Source organism: Demequina salsinemoris (genome assembly GCF_000974805.1).
Classification (GTDB): domain Bacteria; phylum Actinomycetota; class Actinomycetes; order Actinomycetales; family Demequinaceae; genus Demequina; species Demequina salsinemoris.
On the sequence record NZ_BBQZ01000001.1, the window covers coordinates 259,791 to 282,166 of the forward strand.

General features: G+C 72.4%; 16 protein-coding genes. 8 read left to right on the forward strand and 8 right to left on the reverse strand.

The genetic code is table 11. The annotated features are described in order from the left end of the window. Positions 1–26 precede the first annotated feature (26 nt). Positions 27–473, forward strand: a complete 447-nt coding sequence (locus AOP78_RS01200) for an FAS1-like dehydratase domain-containing protein (RefSeq protein WP_062200688.1) — start codon at positions 27–29, stop codon at positions 471–473. Next, positions 470–901 carry a MaoC/PaaZ C-terminal domain-containing protein gene (locus AOP78_RS01205; RefSeq protein ID WP_062200689.1) on the forward strand — a complete coding sequence of 144 codons (432 nt, stop codon included), beginning with the start codon at positions 470–472 and terminating at the stop codon, positions 899–901. Before AOP78_RS01200 ends, AOP78_RS01205 begins: the two co-directional genes overlap by 4 nt. 13 nt (positions 902–914) lie before the next feature. Here the strand turns inward: AOP78_RS01205 and AOP78_RS01210 are convergent, their stop codons facing one another. Next, the gene (locus AOP78_RS01210) at positions 915–1,271 is read right to left on the reverse strand and encodes a hypothetical protein (RefSeq protein WP_152659352.1); all 357 of its coding nucleotides are present in this window, start codon (positions 1,269–1,271) and stop codon (positions 915–917) included. 117 nt (positions 1,272–1,388) lie between these two features. Beyond that, positions 1,389–2,444, reverse strand: coding sequence for a LacI family DNA-binding transcriptional regulator (locus tag AOP78_RS01215; RefSeq protein ID WP_062200691.1), 1,056 nt, complete (start codon positions 2,442–2,444; stop codon positions 1,389–1,391). A gap of 56 nt (positions 2,445–2,500) precedes the next feature. On the opposite strand from AOP78_RS01215, the gene AOP78_RS01220 reads away from it, so the two are divergent. The 5 genes from AOP78_RS01220 (at position 2,501) to AOP78_RS01240 (ending at position 8,444) form a co-directional block, all read left to right on the forward strand. Then, entirely contained in the window at positions 2,501–3,829 is a 1,329-nt protein-coding gene (locus AOP78_RS01220) for an MFS transporter (protein WP_062200692.1), read from the forward strand. Positions 3,830–3,985: 156 nt separating this feature from the next. Next, on the forward strand, positions 3,986–4,630 hold the full coding sequence (locus AOP78_RS01225) for a TetR/AcrR family transcriptional regulator (RefSeq protein WP_062200693.1): 645 nt from the start codon (positions 3,986–3,988) through the stop codon (positions 4,628–4,630). Next, complete coding sequence (locus tag AOP78_RS01230; RefSeq protein WP_062200694.1) at positions 4,627–5,655, forward strand: agmatine deiminase family protein; 1,029 nt, start codon at positions 4,627–4,629, stop codon at positions 5,653–5,655. The genes AOP78_RS01225 and AOP78_RS01230 overlap by 4 nt, the downstream gene beginning before the upstream one ends. 1 nt (position 5,656) lies before the next feature. Further along, entirely contained in the window at positions 5,657–7,381 is a 1,725-nt protein-coding gene (locus AOP78_RS01235; RefSeq protein WP_062200695.1) for an amidase, read from the forward strand. 4 nt (positions 7,382–7,385) lie between these two features. Then, the gene (locus AOP78_RS01240) at positions 7,386–8,444 is read left to right on the forward strand and encodes a UDP-N-acetylmuramate dehydrogenase (protein WP_062200696.1); all 1,059 of its coding nucleotides are present in this window, start codon (positions 7,386–7,388) and stop codon (positions 8,442–8,444) included. A gap of 261 nt (positions 8,445–8,705) precedes the next feature. Here the strand turns inward: AOP78_RS01240 and AOP78_RS01245 are convergent, their stop codons facing one another. The 6 genes from AOP78_RS01245 to AOP78_RS01270 form a co-directional block, all read right to left on the reverse strand. Beyond that, a complete protein-coding gene (locus AOP78_RS01245) occupies positions 8,706–11,246 on the reverse strand; it encodes an ABC transporter permease (RefSeq protein ID WP_062200697.1) in 2,541 nt (846 codons plus the stop codon). Beyond that, positions 11,246–11,980: an ABC transporter ATP-binding protein gene (locus AOP78_RS01250; protein ID WP_062200698.1), complete on the reverse strand. Its 735-nt coding sequence runs from the start codon at positions 11,978–11,980 to the stop codon at positions 11,246–11,248. Before AOP78_RS01250 ends, AOP78_RS01245 begins: the two co-directional genes overlap by 1 nt. 223 nt (positions 11,981–12,203) lie before the next feature. Continuing rightward, positions 12,204–14,744: an ABC transporter permease gene (locus AOP78_RS01255; RefSeq protein WP_062200699.1), complete on the reverse strand. Its 2,541-nt coding sequence runs from the start codon at positions 14,742–14,744 to the stop codon at positions 12,204–12,206. Position 14,745: 1 nt separating this feature from the next. Then, positions 14,746–15,510 (reverse strand): ABC transporter ATP-binding protein, encoded by a 765-nt coding sequence (locus AOP78_RS01260; RefSeq protein WP_062200700.1) that lies wholly within the window; start codon positions 15,508–15,510, stop codon positions 14,746–14,748. Positions 15,511–15,692: 182 nt separating this feature from the next. Beyond that, positions 15,693–16,409, reverse strand: coding sequence for a response regulator (locus AOP78_RS01265; protein ID WP_062200701.1), 717 nt, complete (start codon positions 16,407–16,409; stop codon positions 15,693–15,695). Continuing rightward, the gene (locus AOP78_RS01270; RefSeq protein ID WP_062200702.1) at positions 16,406–17,683 is read right to left on the reverse strand and encodes a sensor histidine kinase; all 1,278 of its coding nucleotides are present in this window, start codon (positions 17,681–17,683) and stop codon (positions 16,406–16,408) included. Before AOP78_RS01270 ends, AOP78_RS01265 begins: the two co-directional genes overlap by 4 nt. Positions 17,684–17,842: 159 nt before the next feature. Here AOP78_RS01270 and AOP78_RS01275 point away from each other — a divergent pair, with 159 nt between their 5' ends. Beyond that, positions 17,843–22,345: a type VII secretion EssC family protein gene (locus tag AOP78_RS01275; protein ID WP_062200703.1), complete on the forward strand. Its 4,503-nt coding sequence runs from the start codon at positions 17,843–17,845 to the stop codon at positions 22,343–22,345. Positions 22,346–22,376 lie beyond the last annotated feature (31 nt).

The window sequence follows — 22,376 nt, forward strand, 5'->3', positions numbered from 1 at the left end:
TCGTCCCGCTTCGCTAGGCTGGCCGTGTGCCAGTGAACTCCGATGCCCAGGGCCGCAGCTACGGCCCGCACGAGCCCTACGAGGTCTCGCGCGCCAAGATCCGCGAGTTCGCCGACGCGGTGGACGCCCGTTCGTTCGCGCATCGCGACGTGGACGCGGCCGCCGCCGAGGGCTACTCCGACCTCGTCGCCCCGACCACCTTCGCGGTGGTCATCGCGCAGCGCGCCGAGTTCCACGTGGTGCAGGACCCGGAGGTCGGCGTCGACTTCTCCAAGGTCGTGCACGCGGATGAGCGCTTCACGCATCACCGCCCGATCGTCGCGGGGGACGAGATCGCCACGACGATCCACATCGACAAGATCGTGAGCCGCGGGGGAGTGTCGACCGTGACGACCCGAGCCGAGCTCGAGGACCTCGACGGCGGCCCCGTCGCGACCGTGATCTCGACGCTGGCCGTGAGGGAGGACGCATGAGCGAGCAGGACGCGCCCACCTACGAGGGGCTCGAGAAGGGGCAGGTCGTCGCGACCCGCGAGGTCGAGTTCACGCGCGACACGCTCGTCCGCTATGCGGGCGCCTCGGGCGACTTCAACCCGATCCACTACAACGACGCGTTCGCCGAGTCCGTCGGGCTGCCAGGCGTGATCGCGCACGGGATGCTCACCATGGGCACGGCAGCGTCGGTCGTGGAGGAGTGGGCCGGCCCCGGCAACGTCGTCGACTTCCAGTGCCGCTTCGCGCGCCCCATCCCCGTGCCGAACCCGGGATCGGCGGTCGTGACGTGCACCGCGACCGTCGGCGCGCTCATGGACGAGGCGCGCATGGCCCGCGTCGACGTCGCCGTCGAGCTCGGCGGTCAGAAGGTCCTCATGAAGGCGCAGGCGCTGGTCCGCTGCGCGTGACCGGAGCTCCGCGCTAGATCAGCCGTTCGTCCGCGTCGCGGGCGCCGTGCCCCAGCACGAGCCTGATGCCGCGGCTGTCGCGGCGCGCCTGGGCGTCGATCCGGAAGGCCAGGTGGGCGAGCGTCTCGACGCCGTCGCCGACGTGCCGTCGGTCTCGTGCGGAGCAGAGGGACGATGCGCCGCTGCCAGGTGACGTCGAGGCCGTCGGCTCGTCTCGGGTGGGGTCCGTGTGGAGGTCGTCGGCCGTGGCCGACCGCTCGTGGACGCCCATCGCATAGGCGCTCACCGCTCGTGCGAGGCTCGCCTCGAGCTCCGCGGGCGCAAGGCGCGCGTGAAACGCGGTCGTCCGAGCATCGTCCATGGTCGTCATTCGTCGTGCCCCTCAGCACCGCGGCCCTCGCCGCGTCACCGCAAATCTACAACTGTCGCCTGCGTGTGCCGGGGCTTCGTGAGGAAGTCCACATCCTGCTCGGCCTGGGCGGAGCCTTCAGGCGCGGGGCGGCGCGACGGTCGTGCCCTCGCGAAGCTCAAGGTCGATTCGGATCTCGCCGGGGGTCCCGCCCGCGAGCAGATCGCGCACCGCGCCCGCGACCGCATGTCCCTTCGCGGCGCCGTCCTGCGCGGCCGTGGTGAGCGCGAGCGGTGCGAGCCACGGCAGGTCGAGGCCGTCGAAGCCGGTGACCGAGAGGTCGCGGGGCACCTCGAGCCCCGCCTCGCGTGCGGCGACGATCACGCCTCCCGCGAGCAGGTCCGACTGGCACACGACCGCGGTCGGCCGGCTGGGGTGGGACAGCAGCACGCGGCCGGCCTCCATGCCCGCCTCGACCATGGTCGAGCTCGTCTCGATGATCACGCACGGCTCGACACCCTCGGCTGCGAACGCGTCGAGACGGTTGCGCGCGGCGGTCCACATCGGGTCCGGGAGGTCACCAGGATCGACGACCCGGGTCGGAGCGGCCATGGTCATCGGCAGCGTGACCGTCGCGATCCGCTCGTGCCCCAGGGCGACGAGCCGCCGGATCAGCGCCCCGGTCGCGGCTCCGTCGTCGATCGTGACGCGTGCGTCGACCACGCCCGCGGGGGCCTCCATCGCGACCGTGGGCAGGCTTCGGCGGCGCAGGACGTCGAGGATCGGCTCGTCGTGGTCGCGGACGTTCAGCACGATGGCCGCGTCCATGGCCGCGGTCTCGAGCAGCGTCCGCTCCTGGCCCGCAGCGGGGTAGGGGACGAGGAGGACGCCCATCCCCATCTCGCCGAGGTCGTCCATGATTGCGTCGAGCACCCGCAGCTGGAGGGGGTCGCGGAACGATCGCACCAGACGCTCGTGCACGACGACCCCGACGATGCCAGTGCGGCCCGAGCGCAGGGCGCGGGCCTGGGGCGACGGCCCCGCGTAGCCGATCGCGGCGGCGGCCTCCATCACCCGGTTCCTGGTCGCGTCCGTGAGGGGGCCGGAGCCGGAGTAGGCGAGGGACACCGTGGACACGGACACGCCCGCGCGCGCGGCGACGTCCGTCATCGTGGGTCGACCGAGGCGTGCCATGGGGCCAGGGTAGTCGTATCATCGTCCAAGTCGAAACGTTTCGAACCCAGGACCTCATGATTCCCTCCTTCGGCTTCGCGCCCACCACCTCGCCAGACGCCGCCCGACTCAAGGGCGCCCGCGTCGGCGTGCTGCTGCTGTTCGCCTTCCTCGGGCTCCTCACGGCGACCTTCCTGTCGCGCGTGCCGTCGATGCGGGACCTGCTCGACGTCAGCCCCTCGGGGCTCGCGATGCTGCTCATCTCCGGCGCGGTGGGCGCCCTCACCGCGCTGCTCGTGACGGGATGGGCGGCGGTCCGCTTCGGCACCCGGGCGCTGCTCGCGTGGTCCAACGTGTCCTACCTGGTGGCGATCGCGCTGGTCGGGGTCGCGACCGAGCTGGGCAGCCGCCCGCTGTTCTCGCTGGGCTACTTCCTGGTGAGCTTCTCGTTCGCGTTCACGAACGTGGCCATGAATGCCGAGGCGGCGAACGTCGAGCGGCTCGTCGGCAAGGCGATCATGCCGCAATTCCACGCGGGCTTCTCCGTCGGCATGGCGGTCGGCCTCGGCCTCGGCGTCGTCTTCTCGCACGCGGGCGTCGCTCCGATGTGGCACTTCCTCACCGTCGGCACGACCGCGATGCTCCTCCGGCTGTGGGTGGTCCCGCTGTCCACGATCGACGGCCGCCGCGATCCCGACGCGGCAGGCGCCGGCATCGGGGGCCCGTTCGCGACCGCCAAGGCCGAGTATCGCGACCCGCACGTGGTGCTCATCGGGCTCATCGTCTTCGCGGGCTCCATGACGGAGATGATCGCCGCGCAGTGGCTGCCGCTGTCGGTGGTCGACGACTTCGGCCAGACCGAGGCGATCGCGGACCTCATGTACTGGGTCTTCGTCGTCGCGATGGTGACGGTGCGCTGGTTCGGGTCCTCGGTGATCGGCAGGCTCGGTCGCGTGGTGTCGCTGCGGATCTCCGCGGGGCTCGTGGCGACCGGCGTGATCCTGTACGCCGTCGCGCCGACCGTCTACCTCGTGCCCGTGGCCGCGGTGCTGTGGGGCATGGGAGCGGCGCTCGGCGCCCCTATTGGATTCTCCGCGGCGGCCGACGATCCGTCGAGGGCCGCGGCCCGCATGGCGGCGGTCGCATCGTTCTCCACGGTCGCGGGCCTGCTCGTTCCCCAGATCGTCGGTCGCGTCGCCGAGGTCGTCGACCTGCGCTACGCGCTGCTGCTGGTCCTGGTCGCCGCCGCGATCACGTTCACGCTCGCGCGCGCCGTCCGCTCCCCGAGGAAGCTGTTCCGCTCGCGTCGCGCTGAGGAGCGCATCGTCGGCTCGGCCGTGCTCGCGGCGGACGAGACCGCCGCGTCGTCCGGCGCAGGAAGCGCGCCCGCCGCTCCGCTGCGCTGAACCCGGGCGCGCATCGTCCCGATCTCGGGGCCTCTGGCCCCGCCGGTTCGCGTGCTCAGCATTGCCTCAACGCCCGACCCTGCCGTACTCTGATCCAAGTTTTGAACGGCATTCAAAAACGCGGGCGGGCGCCCGACGGCTGTCTCGGGAGGTGACGTGAGCGATCGAAGGTCGCAGCGGCGGGCGCAGATCGCCAGGGCCGCGATCGAGCCGCTGAGCCGCCTGGGCGTGAGGCACGCGAGCCTCGCTCAGATCGGCGCGACCATGGACATGAGCGCGGCCCACCTCCTGTACTACTTCCCGAGCAAGACCGCGCTGTTCCTCGAGGCGCTGCGCGTGGTCGAGGAGGACCTGCGCGCCGCCATCGCGGCGGACGCCGCGCGAGTCCCGACCGCCCGCGAGCGATGGCGCCTGCTGGTCGACGCGGCCTCGCCCGCTGGCGTCCACGACTCCAACCTCCTGCTGTGGCTCGAGGCATGGACCGAGGCCGTCCACGACTCCGAGGTGCGTGAGGCGATCGCCGCGCTCGAGGCGGCCTGGCAGGCGACCGTGGCCGACATCCTCCGCCACGGCGTCGCGACCGGCGAGCTGCCCGCGAGCCTCGACGTCGACGGGCTCGTGGAGGGCTTCTCCGCGCTCCTCGACGGCCTGACGATCCGCGCCGTGGTCGGCCACCGGCCGCTGACCAAGGCCGATGTCGTGCGCATCGCCGACGAGATCATGGGGCCGCATCTCACGTGGCGCGACGCGCCCGACAGCCTCACCGCCACGACCGACACCGACACCGAGGAGGACGCATGACAGTCCGGATGCCCGCCGAGTGGGAGCGTCACGAGCGCTCGTGGATGGCCTGGCCGATCGCGCCCTACACGCTCGGCGAGACGGAGGCGGAGGCCGACGAGGCGCGTCTCACCTGGGCGTCCGTCGCCAACGCCGTGGTCGCGCACGAGCCGCTCACGATGCTTGTCCCGTCCGAGGCGGTCGCGATCGCGCGCAGGCACCTCGACCCCGCCGTCGAGATCCTCGAGGCGTCGCTCGACGACGCCTGGTTCCGCGACATCGGCCCGACCTTCGTCGACCGCGACGGCGAGCTCGTCGGGGTCGACTGGACGTTCAACGGCTGGGGCGCCCAGGACTGGGCCGCGTGGGGTCACGACTCCCTCGCCGCGCGCCGCGCTCTCGAGTCCGCAGGCATCGCCCGCGACGACTCCCGCATGGTCAACGAGGGCGGCGGCATCCACGTCGATGGCCGCGGCACGGTGCTCGTCACCGAGACGGTCCAGCTCGACCCTGGCCGCAACCCCGGGTGGTCGCACGAGGAGGTGGAGGCGGAGCTCGCGCGCACCCTCGGCGTCACGAACGTCATCTGGCTGCCGCGCGGGCTCACGCGCGACTCGCAGCGCTTCGGCACGCGCGGCCACGTGGACCTGCTCGCGTCGTTCGTCCCCGACGGTCGCGTGCTGTTCCACGACCAGCGCGACCCCGCGCACCCCGACCACGAGGTGTCGGCCCTCCTGCGCGAGACGCTGAGCGCCGCGACCGACGCCGAGGGGCGTCCGCTCGAGCTGGTGGCCGTGCCCGCTCCCGCCACGCTGACCGACGACGAGGGCTACGTCGACTACAGCTACCTCAACCACTACGTCCTCAACGGCGCCGTGATCGCGTGCGGCTTCGGGGACGCGAACGACGCGCAGGCGGTCGAGATCCTCCAGGACGCGTATCCCGGGCGCGAGGTCGTCGCGCTGGACGCGCGGCCGCTCTTCGCGCGCGGTGGCGGCATCCACTGCATCACCCAGCAGCAGCCGGCGCTCGGCGCGGACGCCTGACATGGTCGACGTCGTCGAGACCGGCATCGCGGCGCTGCGCTCGGCTCTGGAATCCGGCCGCGTCACGAGCGAGGGGCTCACGCGGACGTACCTCGCGCGCATCGAGGCCTACGACCGGCCGGGCACCGCGACCGCGCTGAACGCGGTCGTCGTCGACAACGAGGCGGCGCTCGACGAGGCCCGCGCGAGCGACGCCCGTCGCGCCGCGGGCGAGACGCTCGGCCCGCTCGACGGGATCCCCTACACCGCGAAGGACAGCTATCTGGTGCGGGGGCTCACCGCCGCGGCGGGCAGCCCCGCCTTCGCGAGCCTCATCGCGCGGCGCGACGCGTTCGCGATCGAGCGGCTGCGCGCGGGCGGCGCGATCTGCCTGGGGCTCACCAACATGCCGCCCATGGCCAACGGCGGCATGCAGCGCGGCGTCTACGGTCGCGCTGAGAGCCCGTACAGCGCTGACTTCCTTCCGGCTCCCTTCGCCTCCGGGTCCTCGAACGGCGCCGGCGCCGCGACCGCCGCGTCCTTCGCCGCGTTCGGCCTCGCGGAGGAGACCTGGTCCTCGGGCCGCGGCCCCGCCTCCCACAACGGGCTGTGCGCCTACACGCCGTCGCGCGGCCTCATCTCGGTGCGCGGCAACTGGCCCCTCGTGCCGACCATGGACGTCGTCGTCCCCTACGCGCGCACCATGGCGGACCTGCTCGAGATCCTCGACCTCCTCGTCGTCGACGATCCCGAGACCAGGGGCGACCTGTGGCGCGCCCAGCCGTGGATCGACCTGCCCGCCCCGTCCCAGCATCGTCCCGACTCCTATCCCGCGCTCGCGGACGATGCGGTGGCCTCCTTGGCGGGCCGGGTCGTCGGTGTCCCGCGGATGTACGTGAACGCCGACGCTCACGCCGGCACCGACCCGGACGGCGGCATCGGCGGACCCACGGGGCGCGCCATCGAGACCCGCGAGTCCGTCGTGGCGCTGTGGGCGGCCGCGCGGCGTGACCTCGAGGCGGCCGGTGCGATCGTGGTCCAGGTGGACCTGCCGGTCATCACGAACTACGAGGGCGACAGGCCCGGCGCCCCCACGATCCTCACGCGAGGCTTCGTGACGCCCGCGTACCTGCGCCGCGAGATCCTCGACCTGTCCGCATGGGCCTGGGACGACTTCCTCGACGCGAACGGCGACCCGGCGCTGTCCTCGCTTGCCGAGGTGCCCGGAGAGGACATCTTCCCCGCGCCCGAGGGAGCCCTTCCCGACAGGTACACGGGCTTCGACGACGACATCGCGGCCTACCCGGACCTGGCGCGTGCCGGGCTGCCCGAGGCGTTCACCGACATCCCCGAGATCGAGGCGGGCCTGCGCGGGCTCGAGCGCACGCGCCGCGTCGACCTCGAGGAGTGGATGGATCGGCTCGGGCTCGACGCGCTCGTGTTCCCCGCGGTCGCCGACGTCGGCCCGGCCGACATGGACGTGAACCCCGACAGCGCCGACCGCGGCTGGCGCAACGGCGTCTGGGTCGCGAACGGGAACCTCGCGATCCGCCACCTCGGGATCCCCACGGTGACCGTGCCCATGGGGACGATGCCGGACACGGGGATGCCCGTCGGGCTCACCTTCGCGGGGCGCGCGTACGACGACGTGTCGCTGCTGCGGCTCGCCTCCGGATTCGAGGCGACAGGGCAGAGGAGCGGCGTTCCCCGCCGCGCCGAGCCTCCGCGGACGCCGCGACTACCCTGAACCCATGACCGCACCGCGCCTCGCCGACCTCACCACCTTCCACCTCGGCGGACCGGCGAGGTCCCTCGTGGAGGCGCAGTCCGAGGCCGAGCTGATCGACGCGGTGCGCGCGGCCGACGCCGACGGCTCGCCGCTGCTCGTCGTCGGCGGGGGGTCCAACCTGCTCGTCGCGGACGAGGGCTTCGATGGCGTCGTCGTCCGCGATGCCCGCTCCGACGTGAGGCTCGACAACCACGGCTCGTGCGGCGGGATCGAGGTCATCGCGACCGCCGGCACCCCGTGGGACTCGCTCGTGGCGCAGGCGGTCGAGTCGCAGTGGAGCGGCTTCGAGGCGCTGTCCGGCATCCCCGGCTCGACCGGCGCGACGCCTGTGCAGAACGTCGGCGCCTACGGAGCGGAGGTCAGCGAGATCGTCGCGCTCATCCGCACGTGGGACCGCGAGACGCAAGCCGTGAAGTCGTTCCCCCTGGTCAAGGCCCAGTTCGGCTACCGCGACTCGATGCTCAAGCGCACCATGACCGACGGGACCTGGGGTCCGACGCCGCGCTACGTGGTGCTCGACGTCACCTTCCATACGCGCATGGCGTCGCTGTCCGCGCCCGTCCGATATCAGCAGCTCGCGTCCGCTCTCGGCGTCGAGCTCGGCACTCGCGTGCCGATCGTCGAGGTGCGTGAGGCCGTCCTGGCGCTGCGCGCGTCGAAGGGCATGGTCGTGGACCCCGCCGATCACGACACGTGGTCCGCCGGCTCGTTCTTCACCAACCCCATCGTCCCCGCGTCCTCGATCCCCGAGGGCGCCCCGGCCTACCCCGCCGCGGGCGAGGGGATGGCCAAGACCTCGGCCGCGTGGCTGATCGAGCGCGCGGGCTTCCCCAAGGGCTTCGCGGTGCGCGCCGACGCGCGGGCGTCGCTCAGCACCAAGCACACCCTCGCGCTCACGAACAGGGGTGGCGCCTCGGCGTCGGACCTGCTCGAGCTCGCGCGCGCGATCCGCGACGGCGTGGCCGAGCGGTTCGGCATCACGCTCGTCCCGGAGCCGATGCTCGTCGGCGTGGAGCTGTAGCCGGCCCGTTCCCGGGCCCAGCCCCCGCATCGTCCCTCTCATCACGAGCGCGCAGACAGTTTGAACCAATCTGAACCGCGCCACTCCGGTGTCTCGGCCCATCGAGCGCCGTGGCGCGGCGTGTCGATATGGGATTGGTTCAAACTGTCAGCGTTCGAGCGCCAAGACCGACGAAGGGCCCCCGAAGGCGATGCTCCGAGGGCCCTTCGATAACCATGCACCTGGCGGGTGACCGCCAGGCACCCGGCCCGGATGTGGCGGTCAGCCGTCCGTCGCGATGGCCTTGAGGATGTCCATCCGCGAGGCCTGCCACGCGGGCCAGATCGCCGCGACCACGCCCGCGATCGCGGCACCGACCGTGTACACCGCGAGCCACACCCACGGGATCGCGATCGTCGTGAAGCCGAACTCCTCGAGAGCCCTCACGAGCGCCGCGCCGAGTCCGACTCCCAGGAGCATCCCCAGGATCGTGCCGAAGATCGCCATCACCATCGCCTCGATCGTGATCATCCGCCAGATCGACGACTTGCGGACGCCCACGGCCCGCAGCAGGCCGATCTCGCGGGTGCGCTCGGTGACGGACAGCAGCAGGGTGTTCGCCACGCCGAGGATCGCGATGAGGAGCGCTGCTCCGAGCATCGCGGAGATGACGCCCAGGATGAGATCGATGAAGCTGTTCGCGAACTCGGCCAGGTCGCCGGGCTGCTGGAGCAGCACGAGCGGGTAGTCGGCGGCGAGCGCCTCGGTGAGGTCCGTCTGCGCCTGGTCGACGTCCACGCCCTCGTCGAGCACGACCATCGCCTGGTAGATCGGCACCTCGGAGAAGAGCTCCGACGCCGTGGACTCGTCGATCCAGAACGCCGAGTCGCCCTCCGTGTTGTACGTGCCGGTGACCGTCAACGTGGCCTCGCCCGCGTCGCCCTCAAGCGTGACCTCGTCGCCGACCTCGACGCCGAGGTCCTGGATCGTGGGGTCGATGAAGACGCCGCCGTCGAGCTCGTCGAAGTCCGGGTCGTTGTCGTAGTCGTACGCGAGGTCCGCGAGGTCCTGCTGGACGACGGCGATCGACTCGGCCGTGCCGTCGTACATGACCGAGGTCACCGCGGTGGTGGTCACGAAGTCCACGCCATCCTGATCGGCGAGCAGCGTGATCGCTCCCTCGGGGATCTCGCCCTGCGTGCTGAGCACGAAGAACTGCGCCTCGATCTGCGTGAACTGGCTTGTGACGACCGACTTGAGCGACTCGGTGAACGTGGACACGAGCGCGAGCAGCATCACGCCGATCATGAGGGCGGCCGCAGTGTTGGCCGAGCGCCTCGGCTCGCGGTGGATGTTGTTCGCGGCGAGCTTGCCGTCGATCTTGAACATCCGGGTGAGCAGGTCGCGCAGCCCGAACGCGAGCGGCACGAGCACCTGGGCGGCCAGCAGCGTCACGCCGATGACGAGGGCCATCGCGCCGATGCCGACGTACCAGTAGGGGCTCGCGACGTCCGTGTAGAGGCCGACGACGATGCTGACGACGCCGAGCAGCGCGATGCCGCCGCCGACGATGTTGCGCATCTTGAGAGGCTTCTTGGACTCGGTCGCGGCCTCGCGCAGCGCCTCCATCGGGGAGATGGTCGAGGCGTGGATCGCCGGCATGAGGGCCGACACGAGCGTGACGAGCGCGCCGAGCGCATAGCTCCACAGGACGGCGTCGAGCGGCAGCGTGACGGTTCCGAAGATCTCCCCGGAGAAGGCCTCGACGACGGCGGCCATGCCGAGCGCGGCGAGGTAGCCGAGGATGATGCCGATCGTCGCCGAGACGGCGGCGATCACCACTGCCTCGAGCAGGATCATCGAACGCAGCTGGCGGCCGGTGACGCCGATCGCGCGCATGAGCCCGAACTCTCGGGTGCGCTGCGTGACGATGATGCGGAACGTGTTGATGATGATGTACGAGCCGACGAACAGCGCGATCAGCGCGAAGGCGATCGCGAAGATGTCGATGTACTGGAGGATGTCGTCGAGCTCCGCCGCGGACTCGGCGGCCTTGGCCTCGCCGGTGATCGCACGGGTGCCGTCGGGGATGACCTCGGAGATCGCCTCCGCGACCTTCTCGGAGTCCGCGCCGTCGTCCACCACGACCGCGATCTGCTGGTAGCCGTCGGTGTCCATGAGCGTCTGCGCGGCGGACTCGGTCACGTACGCGAGCGTGGCTCCCTGGAGCGAGTTGGAGTCGCCGAACCTCACGAGGCCGACGAGCGTGAACTCCTCGACGCCCGTGTCGGTCGCGACGGAGACCGTGTCCCCGATCTCGTAGCCGAGCGTCGGCGCCGAGTCGATGTCGAGCACGATCTCGTCGTCCGCGGTGGGTGCCGAGCCCTCCTCGAGGGTCGCGCGGTCCACGTCGGGCTCGCCGCTCCAGTTGAAGATCTGGCTCGGAGCCCCGCCGGCGGACATGAGGTCGCCCGACGGCTCGTAGTCCTTCGCGAGCACCGCGCCGGTGACCTGGATGCCGCCGTACGCGGCGGCGACCCCGTCGACCGCCTCGATCGCCGCGATGTCGTCGTCGGTGAACAGCGAATCGGACGCGGCGAACATGTCGCTGCCGGTGTCGTCGGCGGTCTCCTGTGGCACCTCCTCGACGATCACGTCGGTGCCGCCGTAGATGTCGCTGAAGAGGGTGTTGAAGCCGCTCGACAGCGCGTTGGTGAGGGTCAGCGTCGTCGCCACGAGCGCGACGCCGAGGGCGACCGCGGCCGCGGTGAGCAGCAGCCTCTTCGGGTTGTGCTTGACGGACTTGTAGGCGAGGCGGAACATCAGTGCCCCATCTGCTTCATGCGGTCGAGCACCTTGTCCGCGGTGGGCTCGCGCATCTCGTCGACGATCTGGCCGTCCTCGAGGAACAGGATCCGGTCCGCGTACGCGGCCGCCGAGGGGTCGTGGGTGACCATGACGATGGTCTGGCCGAACTCCTTCACGGCACGGCGCATGAAGCCGAGCAGCTCGGAGCCGGAGCGGGAGTCGAGGTTGCCGGAGGGCTCGTCGGCGAAGATGATCTCGGGGCGGGCTACGAGAGCGCGCGCCACGGCGACGCGCTGCTGCTGGCCGCCCGACAGCTCCGCCGGCAGGTGGGTGAGGCGGTCGCCGAGGCCCAGGATGCCGATGATCTCCTCGAACCACTCCTTGTCCACGGGCTTGCCGGAGATGTCGAGCGGGAGGGTGATGTTCTCCTTCGCCGACAGGGAGGGGATGAGGTTGAACGACTGGAAGACGAACCCGATGTGGTCGCGGCGCACCTCGGTGACCTTCGCCTCGGGAAGCGACGTGATGACGATGTCCGCGATCGAGGACTCGCCCGCGGTGAGGCGGTCCAGCCCGGCGAGCGTGTGCAGGAGCGTCGACTTGCCCGAGCCCGATGGGCCCATGATCGCGGTGAACTCGTGGCCCGCGATGTCGACGTTGATCCCGTCGAGCGCCCGCACTGCGGTGTCTCCGAAGCCGTAGTCCTTGTAGCCGCCGCGCATGGTCGCGGCGAGGGCGGTGGTGGTCATGCTGTTCCCCTTCGAGACTGCCGCGCCGGTGCGCGAACGATCCTGACGGGTCCAGTGTGGCCACGCTTCGCGGAAACGGGCATCGTCCTTCAGGACGGTTCTTGCCGGTCGTCCGCAGGGACGATGCGGGGGTGGTCCCCCAGTGGGACCCGGCCCCAGCATCGTCCGTGTGCACGGCCAGGGCCCCCGGAGCTCGCGCTCCGGGGGCCCTGAGTGGAAGCGGTCAGCCGTCCGCGGCCACCGCCTCGAGGATGTCGAGGCGCGACGCCCGCCGCGCGGGCCAGATCGCGGCCATCACTCCCGCGAGGGCAGCGCCCACCGTGTAGAGCGCGAGCCAGCCCCACGGGATCGTCGCGGTCCCGAAGCCGAACTCCGCGAGGGCCTTGACCAGGGCCGCCCCCAGCCCGACCCCCAGGATCATCCCGAGGACCGTGCCGAAGATCGCCATCACCATCGACTCGATCGTGATCATCCGCCAGACCGACGAGCGCCTCACGCCGACCGCCCTCAGGAGGCCGATCTCACGGGTGCGCTCGGTGACCGACAGGAGCAGCGTGTTCGCCACGCCGAGGATCGCGATCACGAGGGCCGATCCGAGGAGCGCCGAGATCACGCCCAGGATCATGTCCGTGAACGAGGTGGCGAGCTGCGTCATCTGGTCCGGCGTCTGCAGGACGACGAGGGGGTACTCCTCGGTGAAGCGGTCGAGGATCGCCGACTGGACCGAGTCCACGTCCTCGCCGTCGTCGAGCACCACGAGCGACTGGTAGGCGCCGAGGCCGTCCTCGAGGGCGTCGGCGGTCGACCAGTCGACCCAGAACGACCCGTCCTCCGAGGAGTCCACGAGGCCCGTGACCTCGAGCGTGACGGACCCGGTGGCGCCGACGAGGGTGACCTCGTCGCCGACCTCGACGCCCAGGTCCTGGACGTCCGGCGCGATGAACACGCCGTCGCCGATGCTGGACAGGTCGCTGTCGGCGTCGGTCTCGTACGCGGACTCGAAGGTCGCGGTGTCGATCGCGACGAGCGTGCGCGCCTCGTCGTCGTACTCGACGGACGTGAGCCCCACCGAGGTCACGAAGTCGACCCCGGCCGCGCCCTCGATGATGTCGAGCGCGCCCTCGGGCACGACCCCGTCGCCCGAGTCCGTGACGAAGAGGTCCGCCTCCATGGCATCGAACTCGCCCGTGATCACCGACTTGAGGGACTCGGTGAACGTGGACACGAGGGCGAGCAGCATCACGCCGATCATGAGCGCGGCCGCGGTGTTGGCCGACCGCCTGGGCTCGCGGCGGATGTTGTTCGCGGCGAGCTTGCCGTCGATCCTGAACACGCGCGTGAGCAGGTCCCGCAGCCCGAACGCGAGCGGCACGAGCACCTGAGCGGCGAGCAGGGTCACTCCGACGACGAGCGCCATCGCTCCCGCTCCGACGTAGACGTACGGCATGGACAGGTCGGTGTAGAGGCCGACGAACACCCCGACGAGGCCGAGCAGCGCGATCGCGGCACCCACGATGTTGCGCGTCTTGAGCGGCTTCTTGGACTCGGTCGCGGACTCCCTCAGCGCCTCCATCGGGGAGATCGCCGAGGCATGGATCGCGGGCAGCAGCGCGGAGACAAGGGTGACGAGCGCGGCGAGCGCGTAGCTCCACAGCACGGCGTCGAGAGGCAGGGACATCGTTCCGAAGATGTCCCCGACGAAGCTCTCGGCGACCGCCGCCATCCCGAGCGCGCCCAGATAGCCCAGGCCGATCCCCAGCGTCGCGGCGACCACCGCGATCACGAGCGCCTCGAGCAGCACGGTGCGTCGCACCTGGCTCCCCGTCACCCCGATCGCCCGCATGAGGCCGAACTCGCGGGTGCGCTGGGTGACGACGATGCGGAACGTGTTGACGATGATGTACGAGCCGACGAACAGCGCGACGAGGGCGAAGGTGATCGCGAAGATGTCGATGTACTGGAGCATGCTGTCGAGGCTCTCGGACTGCTCGGCCTGGAGCTGCTCGCCCGTGACGGCGCGGGTGCCGGCCGGGACGACATCGGCGAGCGCCTCGGCGACGGCGTCGTTGTCGGCACCGTCCTCGGTGACGACCGCGACCTCCTGGAAGCCGTCCTGGCCCGTGATCTCCTGGGCCCGCGCCTCGGTCATGTAGCCGAGCGTGGCGGTCTGAAGCGAGTTCGACTCGCCGAAGCGGACAAGGCCGACGAGCGTGAACTCCTCGACGCCCGTGTCGGTCGCGACGGAGACGGTGTCGCCGATCTCGTAGCCGAGCGCCGGCGCGGAGTCGACATCCAGGACGATGTCGGTGTCGGCGGTCGGCGCGCTTCCCTCGACGAGGGTCGCCTTGTCGACGTCGGGGACGCCGTGCCAGTTGTAGAGGATGGTGGGGGCGCCGTTGCCGGACATCATGGAGCCGTCGGCCTCGTAGCCGGATGGCATGGCGGTGCCGTCGACCTGGATGCCTCCGTAGGCGGCGGCGACGCCGTCGACCGCCGCGATCGAGGCGAGGTCGTCGGTCGAGATCAGGGCGTCCTCGGGTGCCCACATGTCGTCGCCGGTCTCGGCGTCCGACGTCTCCTGCGCCTCGACGGCGACGTCGGTGGTGCCGGTCGTCTCCGCGAACAGCTCGTCGAAGCCGTTCGACAGCGCGTTGGTGAGGGTGAGGGTCGTGGAGACGAGCGCGACGCCGAGGGCGACCGCGACCGTGGTGAGCAGCAGCCTCTTGGGGTTGTGCTTGACGGACTTGTAGGCGAGCCGGAGCATGTCAGCGCCCCATCTGCTTCATGCGGTCGAGCACCTTGTCCGCGGTGGGCTCGCGCATCTCGTCGACGATCCGGCCGTCCTCGAGGAAGAGGATGCGGTCAGCGTGGGCGGCGGCCGAGGGGTCGTGGGTGACCATGACGATGGTCTGGCCGAACTCCTTCACGGCACGGCGCATGAACGACAGCAGCTCGTTCCCCGAGCGCGAGTCGAGGTTGCCCGACGGCTCGTCGGCGAAGATGATCTCCGGTCGGGCGACGAGCGCGCGGGCGACTGCGACGCGCTGCTGCTGGCCGCCCGAGAGCTCCGCCGGCAGGTGGGTGAGGCGCCCCGCGAGCCCGAGGATCCCGATGATCTCGTCGAACCACTCCTTGTCCACGGGCTTGCCGGAGATGTCGAGCGGCAGGGTGATGTTCTCCCGCGCGTTGAGCGACGGGATGAGGTTGAACGACTGGAAGACGAAGCCGATGTGGTCGCGGCGCACCTCGGTGACCTTCGCCTCCGGCAGGGACGTGATGACGATGTCCGCGATCGACGACTCGCCCGAGGTGAGCTTGTCGAGCCCCGCGAGCGTGTGCAGGAGCGTCGACTTGCCCGAGCCGGACGGGCCCATGATCGCGGTGAACTCGTGGCGCGCGATGTCGACGTCGACGCCGTCGAGGGCGCGGACGGCGGTTCCCCCGAGGCCGTAGTCCTTGTATCCCTTGCGCATGGTCGCGGCGGTCGCGACGGTGGTCGGTGCGGCGATGGTGGCGGTGGTCGTGGTCATGCTGTTCCCCTTCAGATTCCCGCGGCCGATCCGCGGATGATCCTGACGGGTTCAGTGTCGGCAGGCGCCCGGGCGCGGGGCATCGCCCGTGGGGACGGTTCGCGACCCCGAGGTTTCAGGGCCGTGAGTCAGGGTGTGACCCTGAGGCCGCATCGTCCTTGGGGCGTCGTCGCCCCGCGGGGTCAGCCTCGCGGCAGGACGATGCCGGAGTCGTAGGCCTCGACGACGGCCTGCACGCGGTCGCGCACCCCGAGCTTGGTCAGGATGTGGCTCACGTGGGTCTTCACCGTGGTATTCGACACGAACAGCGTGGCAGCGATCTCCTGGTTGGACAGGCCGCGCGCCATGAGCTGGAGCACCTCGACCTCGCGGTCGGAGAGGTCCCCGATCGCCTCGGGCGAGGGCTGGTAGGGGGCGTCCGACGTGGGCTCGGGCGTCGGGGAGGCGGCCGCGACGGGGATCGGGGCAGTCCCTGAGGCGGAGGTCGCGAAGCGTTCGATCACGCGGCGGGTGACCTCGGGCGCGAGGAGCGCCTCGCCGCCGGCGACCACGCGGACCGCGTCCACGAGCGCGTCGCCCTCGGCGCTCTTGAGGAGGAAGCCGGAGGCGCCGGCACGCAGCGCCTCGTACACGTACTCGTCGTCGTCGAAGGTGGTGAGGATGACGACGCGTGCGGTCGGGTGGCGGGTGATGAGCTCGCGCGTGGTCGCGATGCCGTCCATCCCTGGCATGCGCACGTCCATGAGGATGACGTCGGCGGCGTGCTGCTCCGCGAGCTCGAGCGCCTGCTGACCCGAGGCGGCCTCGCAGCACACCTCGATGTCGCCCTCGGACTCGAGGATCATCCTGAGCCCCACGCGCACCATCTGCTGGTCATCGACCAGCGCCACCTTGATCATCGGCTCCCCTTGGCTCGACCGCGCGCCATCCCCGCGCGCACCTGGTCGTCCGTGACCGGAAGCATAGCGTGGACCGCGAAGCCGCCGCCCTTGCGAGGGCCGAGGTCGATCGTGCCGCCGAACTGCGCGACGCGCTCGCGCATCCCGGCGAGCCCGTGCCCGCCGCTCGAGCTCGCGACCTCGGAGATGGTGCCTCGGCCGTCGTCCTCGACGTCGATCATGACGGCGTCGGCGCTGCGCGTGAGCGTGACGGTCGCATGCGCGCCCGGTCCCGCGTACTTGAGGGCGTTCGTGAGGGACTCCTGGACGATGCGGTAGGCGCTGAGCTCGACGCCCGCCGGCACGTGCGTGGTGCCCGTGATGCTCAGGGTGACCGGCAGGCCCGCGTCCTCGACCTGCTGGGCGAGGTCGGGGATCGCGGCCAGCGACGGCATCGGCGCGAACTCGTCCCCTGGGACGGCTCCGACGAGGCCCGTCCGGCGCGTCCTGCCCGTGAGCTCGGCCGCCTCGTCCTCGGCCTCCCTCTCGGAGGTGCGCAGCACCCCGATCATGCGCTGCATCTCGGCCAGGCCCTTGCGGCCCGAGTCGGAGATCGTGCCGAGCGCCTCGGCGAGGACGGGGTCCTCCTTCGAGGCGAGGCGGCGAGCGCCCTCGGCCTGCAGCGTCATCACGGTCATCTCGTGCGCGACCACGTCGTGCAGCTCGCGCGCGATGCGGGCACGCTCCGCGCGCACGGCGTCGGCCGCGGCGAGGCGCTCGGCCTGCTTGCGGCGCTGCGCGTCGAGCTCGAGCGCCGTGACGCGCTCGCGGCGGCGGTAGTCGGTGAAGCCCATGCCCACGGGCACGGCCACCGCGAGGCCCGCGGAGACGTACGACCACGCGGACACGTAGTCGGTCACGAGCAGGCCCACGGTGATCCAGAAGAACATCACCCCTGTCGCCGAGCCGATGTGCACGAGCGCCTGGCGCGGAGGCAGGTACGACGCGACGCCGTAGAAGGCGATGTAGACCGCGAGCATCGCGGGGCTGTCGACGTACCCGATCCCCGCTGCGATGACCCAGAACAGCATGGTCGCCCACAGCACCGCGCGGGGGTAGCGCTGGCGGAAGGCCAGCGGCGCGATCTGCAGGACGATGAGGAGCCACCCGACGGCGTCCATGGCGTGCGCGCCGGTGTCGGCCGCCGGCTCGGCCGCGAGCACCGTCACGATGGTCAGCACGAGCATCGCCGCGGCGACGAGCACGTCCGGCAGGCGAGGCAGCTTGAGGTCCACGAAGTCAGGCTAGTCGTGCAGCCGCCCGCCGCCCAGGGACTCACAGGCCCGGCGCGCGAACGCGGTTGTCCACAGATCACCCGGACCCCCGGACCGCCGGCCCGCGCCGCGGTTAGCGTCGGCGCGTCGAGCGGGACGGTCGAGTACGACGGGAGGGCGATGGATCTGCTGCTGACCCTGCGCGAGGGCGATCGCGAGCGCATGGTCGGCGTGTCGATCGAGGACGGGGCGACCGTCGGCGAGCTCGCGCGGCGGCTCGGTCGTCGCGGTCCGGACGCCGCGGTGACGCTCCGCCTGCGGTCGCGCTCGCGGGGGCCCGGCGCGGACTGGTCGGTGCTGGGGCCCGAGACGGACCTGCGAGCGTCGACGGTCCGCTCGGGGGACGAGGTCGCGGTCGTCGACGCGCCGCGCGGCACGGACGGCACGGAGGCCGCCACGGTGCGCGCGATCGCCGGGCCCGACATGGGGACCTCGTTCGCGCTGCGGCCGGGCGTGAACGTGGTCGGCAGGGACGCCGGCTCGGCCGTGCGCCTGTCGGATCCGCTGGTCGCGGGTCGGCACGCCGCGCTCCACGTCGGAGCGGGCGTCGAGGTGCGGGACCTCGGATCCACCGGTGGCCTCAGCGTCGGGGGCGTCGCGGCGACTCGCGCGCCGCTGGGCGAGGGCGAGGAGGTCACGGTCGGGGAGACGACTCTGCGGCTCGGGGAGGGCCCGGCGGTCGGGGGCGTCGCGGAGGCCGACGACTCCGTGGTCACCCCGACCCCGGTGACGATGCCTCTCCTGCCCTCCGACCCGGTCGACCTGCCCGAGCCGCCGAGCGAGCCCGAGCCGAGGGGGATGCCGAGAGCGGCGCTGCTCGCTCCCGCGCTCATGGGGATGGCGATGTTCGCCGTCACGGGGCGCGCGATCTCGCTGATCTTCGTGGTGATGTCGCCGCTGATGATGGTCGCTGGCGTGGTCGACGCGCGCTGGGAGCGGCGCCGAAGGCTCGCGTCGATGCGGGCCACGTTCGAGGCCGAGCTCGAGGAGGCCGAACGGCTCCTCGTCGATCGCATCCCGGTGGAGAGGGAGGCGCTCGCGGCGCGCTTCCCCTCGACGGGGACCGCGTGCGAGCAGGCCGGTGAGCGAGGGCCGATGCTGTGGAGCCGGCGGCCCGAGCATCCGCGATTCCTCGCGCTGCGGCTCGGCACGGGGGAGGTCCGCGCGAGCGCGCCGCCGGTCGCGCGTGCGGGAGGCCGGGCGCTCGCGGAGGCGCGTGCGCGCGTGGCGGCGCTCGCGGAGAGCTTCGCCGTGGTCCCCGACGCGCCCGTGGTGGCCGCGCTCGACGCGTGCGGCGCTGTCGGCGTGACCGGACCGCGCGCGAGCGAGGCCGCGCGGGCGGTGGCCCTTCAGGTGGCCGTCCTGCATGCGCCGACGGACTGCGCGCTCGCCGTGCTCTCCGGGGCGGAGCGAGCGGGCCAGTCCTGGGGATGGGCGAGGTGGCTTCCTCACGCGTCCGCGGGCGAGGCTCTGCTCGGGTGTCCCGCCGTCGCGTCGTCCGGCGCCTGCGCGCCGCTCCTCGAGGCGCTCGAACGACTCGTGGAGTCGCGCGCCGGAGCCGACCTCGACGCGATCGCCCCCGGGCCCCGCCCCGGAGAGCGCGAGCCTCGGGGCGGCGTCCCCGGGACCTCCTCGGTCGTCGTGATCGTGGACGATCACGACGCTCTCGAGCGTCCGCGCCTCGTGCGCCTCGCCGAGCGGGGGCCGGACCTCGGCGTGCACGTCGTCTGGGTAGCGACCGCATCGTCCCAGGTCCCGGGCGCATGCCGCATCGTCCTGGCGACCGGGCCAGGCGAGGAGGGGACGGTCCTCGACGTCGCGCGAGGAGGGCCCCCGACCCGGGTGCGCGCGGAGCTCGCGTCCGCCGAGGCCGCGGACCGCACCGCGAGGATGCTGGCCCCGCTCGTCGACGCGGCCGCGGTCGCCTCCGACAGGTCCGCGATCCCGGACGAGGCTCCCCTCGCTCCCCTCCACGGCGCCGGTGTGCTCGATCCCTCGGTGCACGTCGCGCGGTGGCGCAGCGCGCGCGGGGCCACCGCGCGAGGCACGCTGAGGGCCCTCGTCGGCCATGCCGGAGACGCTCCGTTCTACCTCGACCTCGTGCGCGACGGCCCGCACGCGCTCGTCGGCGGCACCACGGGCGCGGGCAAGTCCGAGCTCCTCCAGGCCTGGATCCTCGGCATGGCCTGCGCCCACGGGCCGGACCAGGTGAGCTTCCTGCTCATCGACTACAAGGGAGGCGCGGCCTTCGCAGAATGCGTGAGGCTGCCCCACTCGGTCGGTCTCGTCACGGACCTCGCCCCGCGGCTCGCCGACCGCGTGCTCGCCTCGCTGCGCGCCGAGCTGTCGCACCGCGAGCGCGTGCTCGCGGCGGCGGGGGCGAAGGACCTTGAGACCCTGCTGAACCGTGGTGGGTCGGGGCTCTCCCGGCTGGTCGTGGTGATCGACGAGTTCGCGACGCTCGCCTCCGAGGTGCCGGCGTTCCTCGACGGCGTGCTCGACATCGCGCAGCGCGGGCGATCCCTCGGGCTGCACCTGATCATGGCGACGCAGAGGCCCGCCGGCGTGATCCGTGACAACCTCCGCGCCAACACGAACCTCCGGCTCGCGCTGCGCATGGCGGACGAGGCGGACTCGCGCGACGTCCTGGGCGAAGGGTCGGCAGCACGCCTCGATCCGACGATCCCCGGGCGCGTGCTCATGCGGGCGGGTCCCGGACCGGTGAGGCGCTTCCAGTCGGCCTTCGGAGGCGCGAGATCACGCGGGGAGGACGCCGGCCCCGCAGTCCGGGTGGTCGAGGTCGGCATGGGGACGATGCGGCAGTGGCCCGAGCCCGAGCCCGAGCCTGAGCCTGAGCCGGAGGTCGGGCCCGAGGCCGAGCTCGGGGCCGGGGCCGGGGCCGGAGCCGAGGGCCCGCTCGCGGCGGGGTCGGGTACGGGCGCCACCGGCGCCGCGGTCGAGCCGGTCTTCGACACGGACGCCGCGCGCGTGGTCGAGGCGCTGCGGCGCGCGAGCGTCATCGCGGGACAGCCCGAGGTGCGGCGTCCGTGGCTCGACGAGCTCCCCGCCCGTCTCGCCCTCGAGGACGTGCCACGTCGGGCGGGGTCGCTGGTGCTCGGGCTCGTGGACGACCCCGCACGCCAGCGCCAGGACCCGCTCGCGCTCGACCTCGAGGCCGACGGCGCGATGCTCATCGTCGCGGGCCCGGGCGCGGGGGCCTCCGCCGCGCTCAGGACGCTGGCCGCGTCCGCCTCGCGAGCCGACGAGGGCCGACCGATCCACGTCTACGGCGTCGACTCGGGCGGCGGAGGGCTCTCGCCGCTGCGCGCGCTGCCGTGCGTCGGCGACGTGATCGAGGCGACCGACGCGGAGCGGGTGCGACGGCTGCTGCGGGACCTCGCCGCCGAGGTGCGCCGACGGCGCGGGCTCGGCACGCCAGGGGGCGGGCCTGACGCGCCCGGCGCTGGCGGCCCCGGCGCGCCCGGCGGCGCCCGCCCGCCGAGGGTCCTGCTCCTCATCGACGGTGCCGCCGAGCTCCAGGCGGAGACCCTGCACGTGCCGGGGCGCGAGCAGGTCTGGGACGACCTCCGCGCCATCGTGTCCGATGGTCCGGCGGCGGGCGTTCATGCCGTGATGACGGTGGCCAGGACGGGAGCGCTCCACACGTCGCTCCGATCGCTCACGACACGACTGCTCGTGCTGCGGACCGGCGACGACGCGGAGTACGCGCTCGCGGGCCTGCGCGCGAGCCGGCTCGCCGCCGACGCGCCGCCAGGCCGAGCGCTCGACGCCGCGACCGGCCTCGAGGCGCAGATCGCGGTGCCCGGCGGATCTCCGCGCGTGGACGCGCAGGCTCGCGCGCTCGAGGACCTCGGCAGAACGTCGCGTACGAAGGCGCCGCCCGTCCCCCGGATGCCGCGCGTGGTCGATCCGCGAGGCCTGCCAGCGGACGTCGACGGGTTGCCCGTCCTCGGCATCGAGGAGTCCACCCTCGCTGCCACGGGGTTCGTGCTGGAGCGCTCGTACGTCATCGCGGGCCCCGCGGGATCGGGGCGCACCGCGGCGCTCGCCTGGATCGGGGCCGCGCTCCGGGCCGCCGACCCCCGCGCCCGACTCGTGCACCTGTCGCCTCGACGGTCCGCTCTCGCGCGCCACGGCACGTGGACGTCCTCGCACAGCGGGCCGCGCGCGGGGGAGGAGCTGCTCGCGCGATGGGGCCGGACCCTGGGCGAGCCCGCGCCGGACGACGACCCGGTCACGATCCTGCTCGAGCACCTGGGAGACCTCGGGCCGGGAGGGACCGACCCCGCGTTGGCGCAGGCGCTGCGGCAGTCGTTGCGGCTCGGTCACAGGGTGGTCGCCGAGGCCGACTCGCAGGCGTGGATGGGGCCGCTCGCGGCGGATCTGCGCTCGGCGCGCAGGGGCATCGTGCTCGCGCCCGAGCCCGCGGACGTCCAGCTCCTGTTCGGCGTGAGGGGGCCGCGGCTCTCCGAGGGCTGCCCACCGGGGCGGGCGGTGGCCGTGGAGCCAGGCGGTCAGCGCGTTATCCAGATCCCCTACCTCGCCGACGCGTTCTCCACAGATGGCGAGCGGGCCCTGGGGCTCAACGCTCGCGGCTCATAGGTTCGCAGTCGTCCGCCGAGCCCGGCGGCGC

Coding starts and splice junctions, on each gene's coding strand:
- AOP78_RS01245 (WP_062200697.1), bottom strand. CDS start 11,246: ATGTTCCGCCTCGCCTACAAGTCCGTCAAGCACAACCCGAAGAGGCTG.
- AOP78_RS01235 (WP_062200695.1), top strand. CDS start 5,657: ATGGTCGACGTCGTCGAGACCGGCATCGCGGCGCTGCGCTCGGCTCTG.
- AOP78_RS01210 (WP_152659352.1), bottom strand. CDS start 1,271: ATGACGACCATGGACGATGCTCGGACGACCGCGTTTCACGCGCGCCTT.
- AOP78_RS01275 (WP_062200703.1), top strand. CDS start 17,843: ATGGATCTGCTGCTGACCCTGCGCGAGGGCGATCGCGAGCGCATGGTC.
- AOP78_RS01205 (WP_062200689.1), top strand. CDS start 470: ATGAGCGAGCAGGACGCGCCCACCTACGAGGGGCTCGAGAAGGGGCAG.
- AOP78_RS01255 (WP_062200699.1), bottom strand. CDS start 14,744: ATGCTCCGGCTCGCCTACAAGTCCGTCAAGCACAACCCCAAGAGGCTG.
- AOP78_RS01250 (WP_062200698.1), bottom strand. CDS start 11,980: ATGACCACCACCGCCCTCGCCGCGACCATGCGCGGCGGCTACAAGGAC.
- AOP78_RS01260 (WP_062200700.1), bottom strand. CDS start 15,510: ATGACCACGACCACCGCCACCATCGCCGCACCGACCACCGTCGCGACC.
- AOP78_RS01220 (WP_062200692.1), top strand. CDS start 2,501: ATGATTCCCTCCTTCGGCTTCGCGCCCACCACCTCGCCAGACGCCGCC.
- AOP78_RS01240 (WP_062200696.1), top strand. CDS start 7,386: ATGACCGCACCGCGCCTCGCCGACCTCACCACCTTCCACCTCGGCGGA.
- AOP78_RS01265 (WP_062200701.1), bottom strand. CDS start 16,409: ATGATCAAGGTGGCGCTGGTCGATGACCAGCAGATGGTGCGCGTGGGG.
- AOP78_RS01230 (WP_062200694.1), top strand. CDS start 4,627: ATGACAGTCCGGATGCCCGCCGAGTGGGAGCGTCACGAGCGCTCGTGG.
- AOP78_RS01215 (WP_062200691.1), bottom strand. CDS start 2,444: ATGGCACGCCTCGGTCGACCCACGATGACGGACGTCGCCGCGCGCGCG.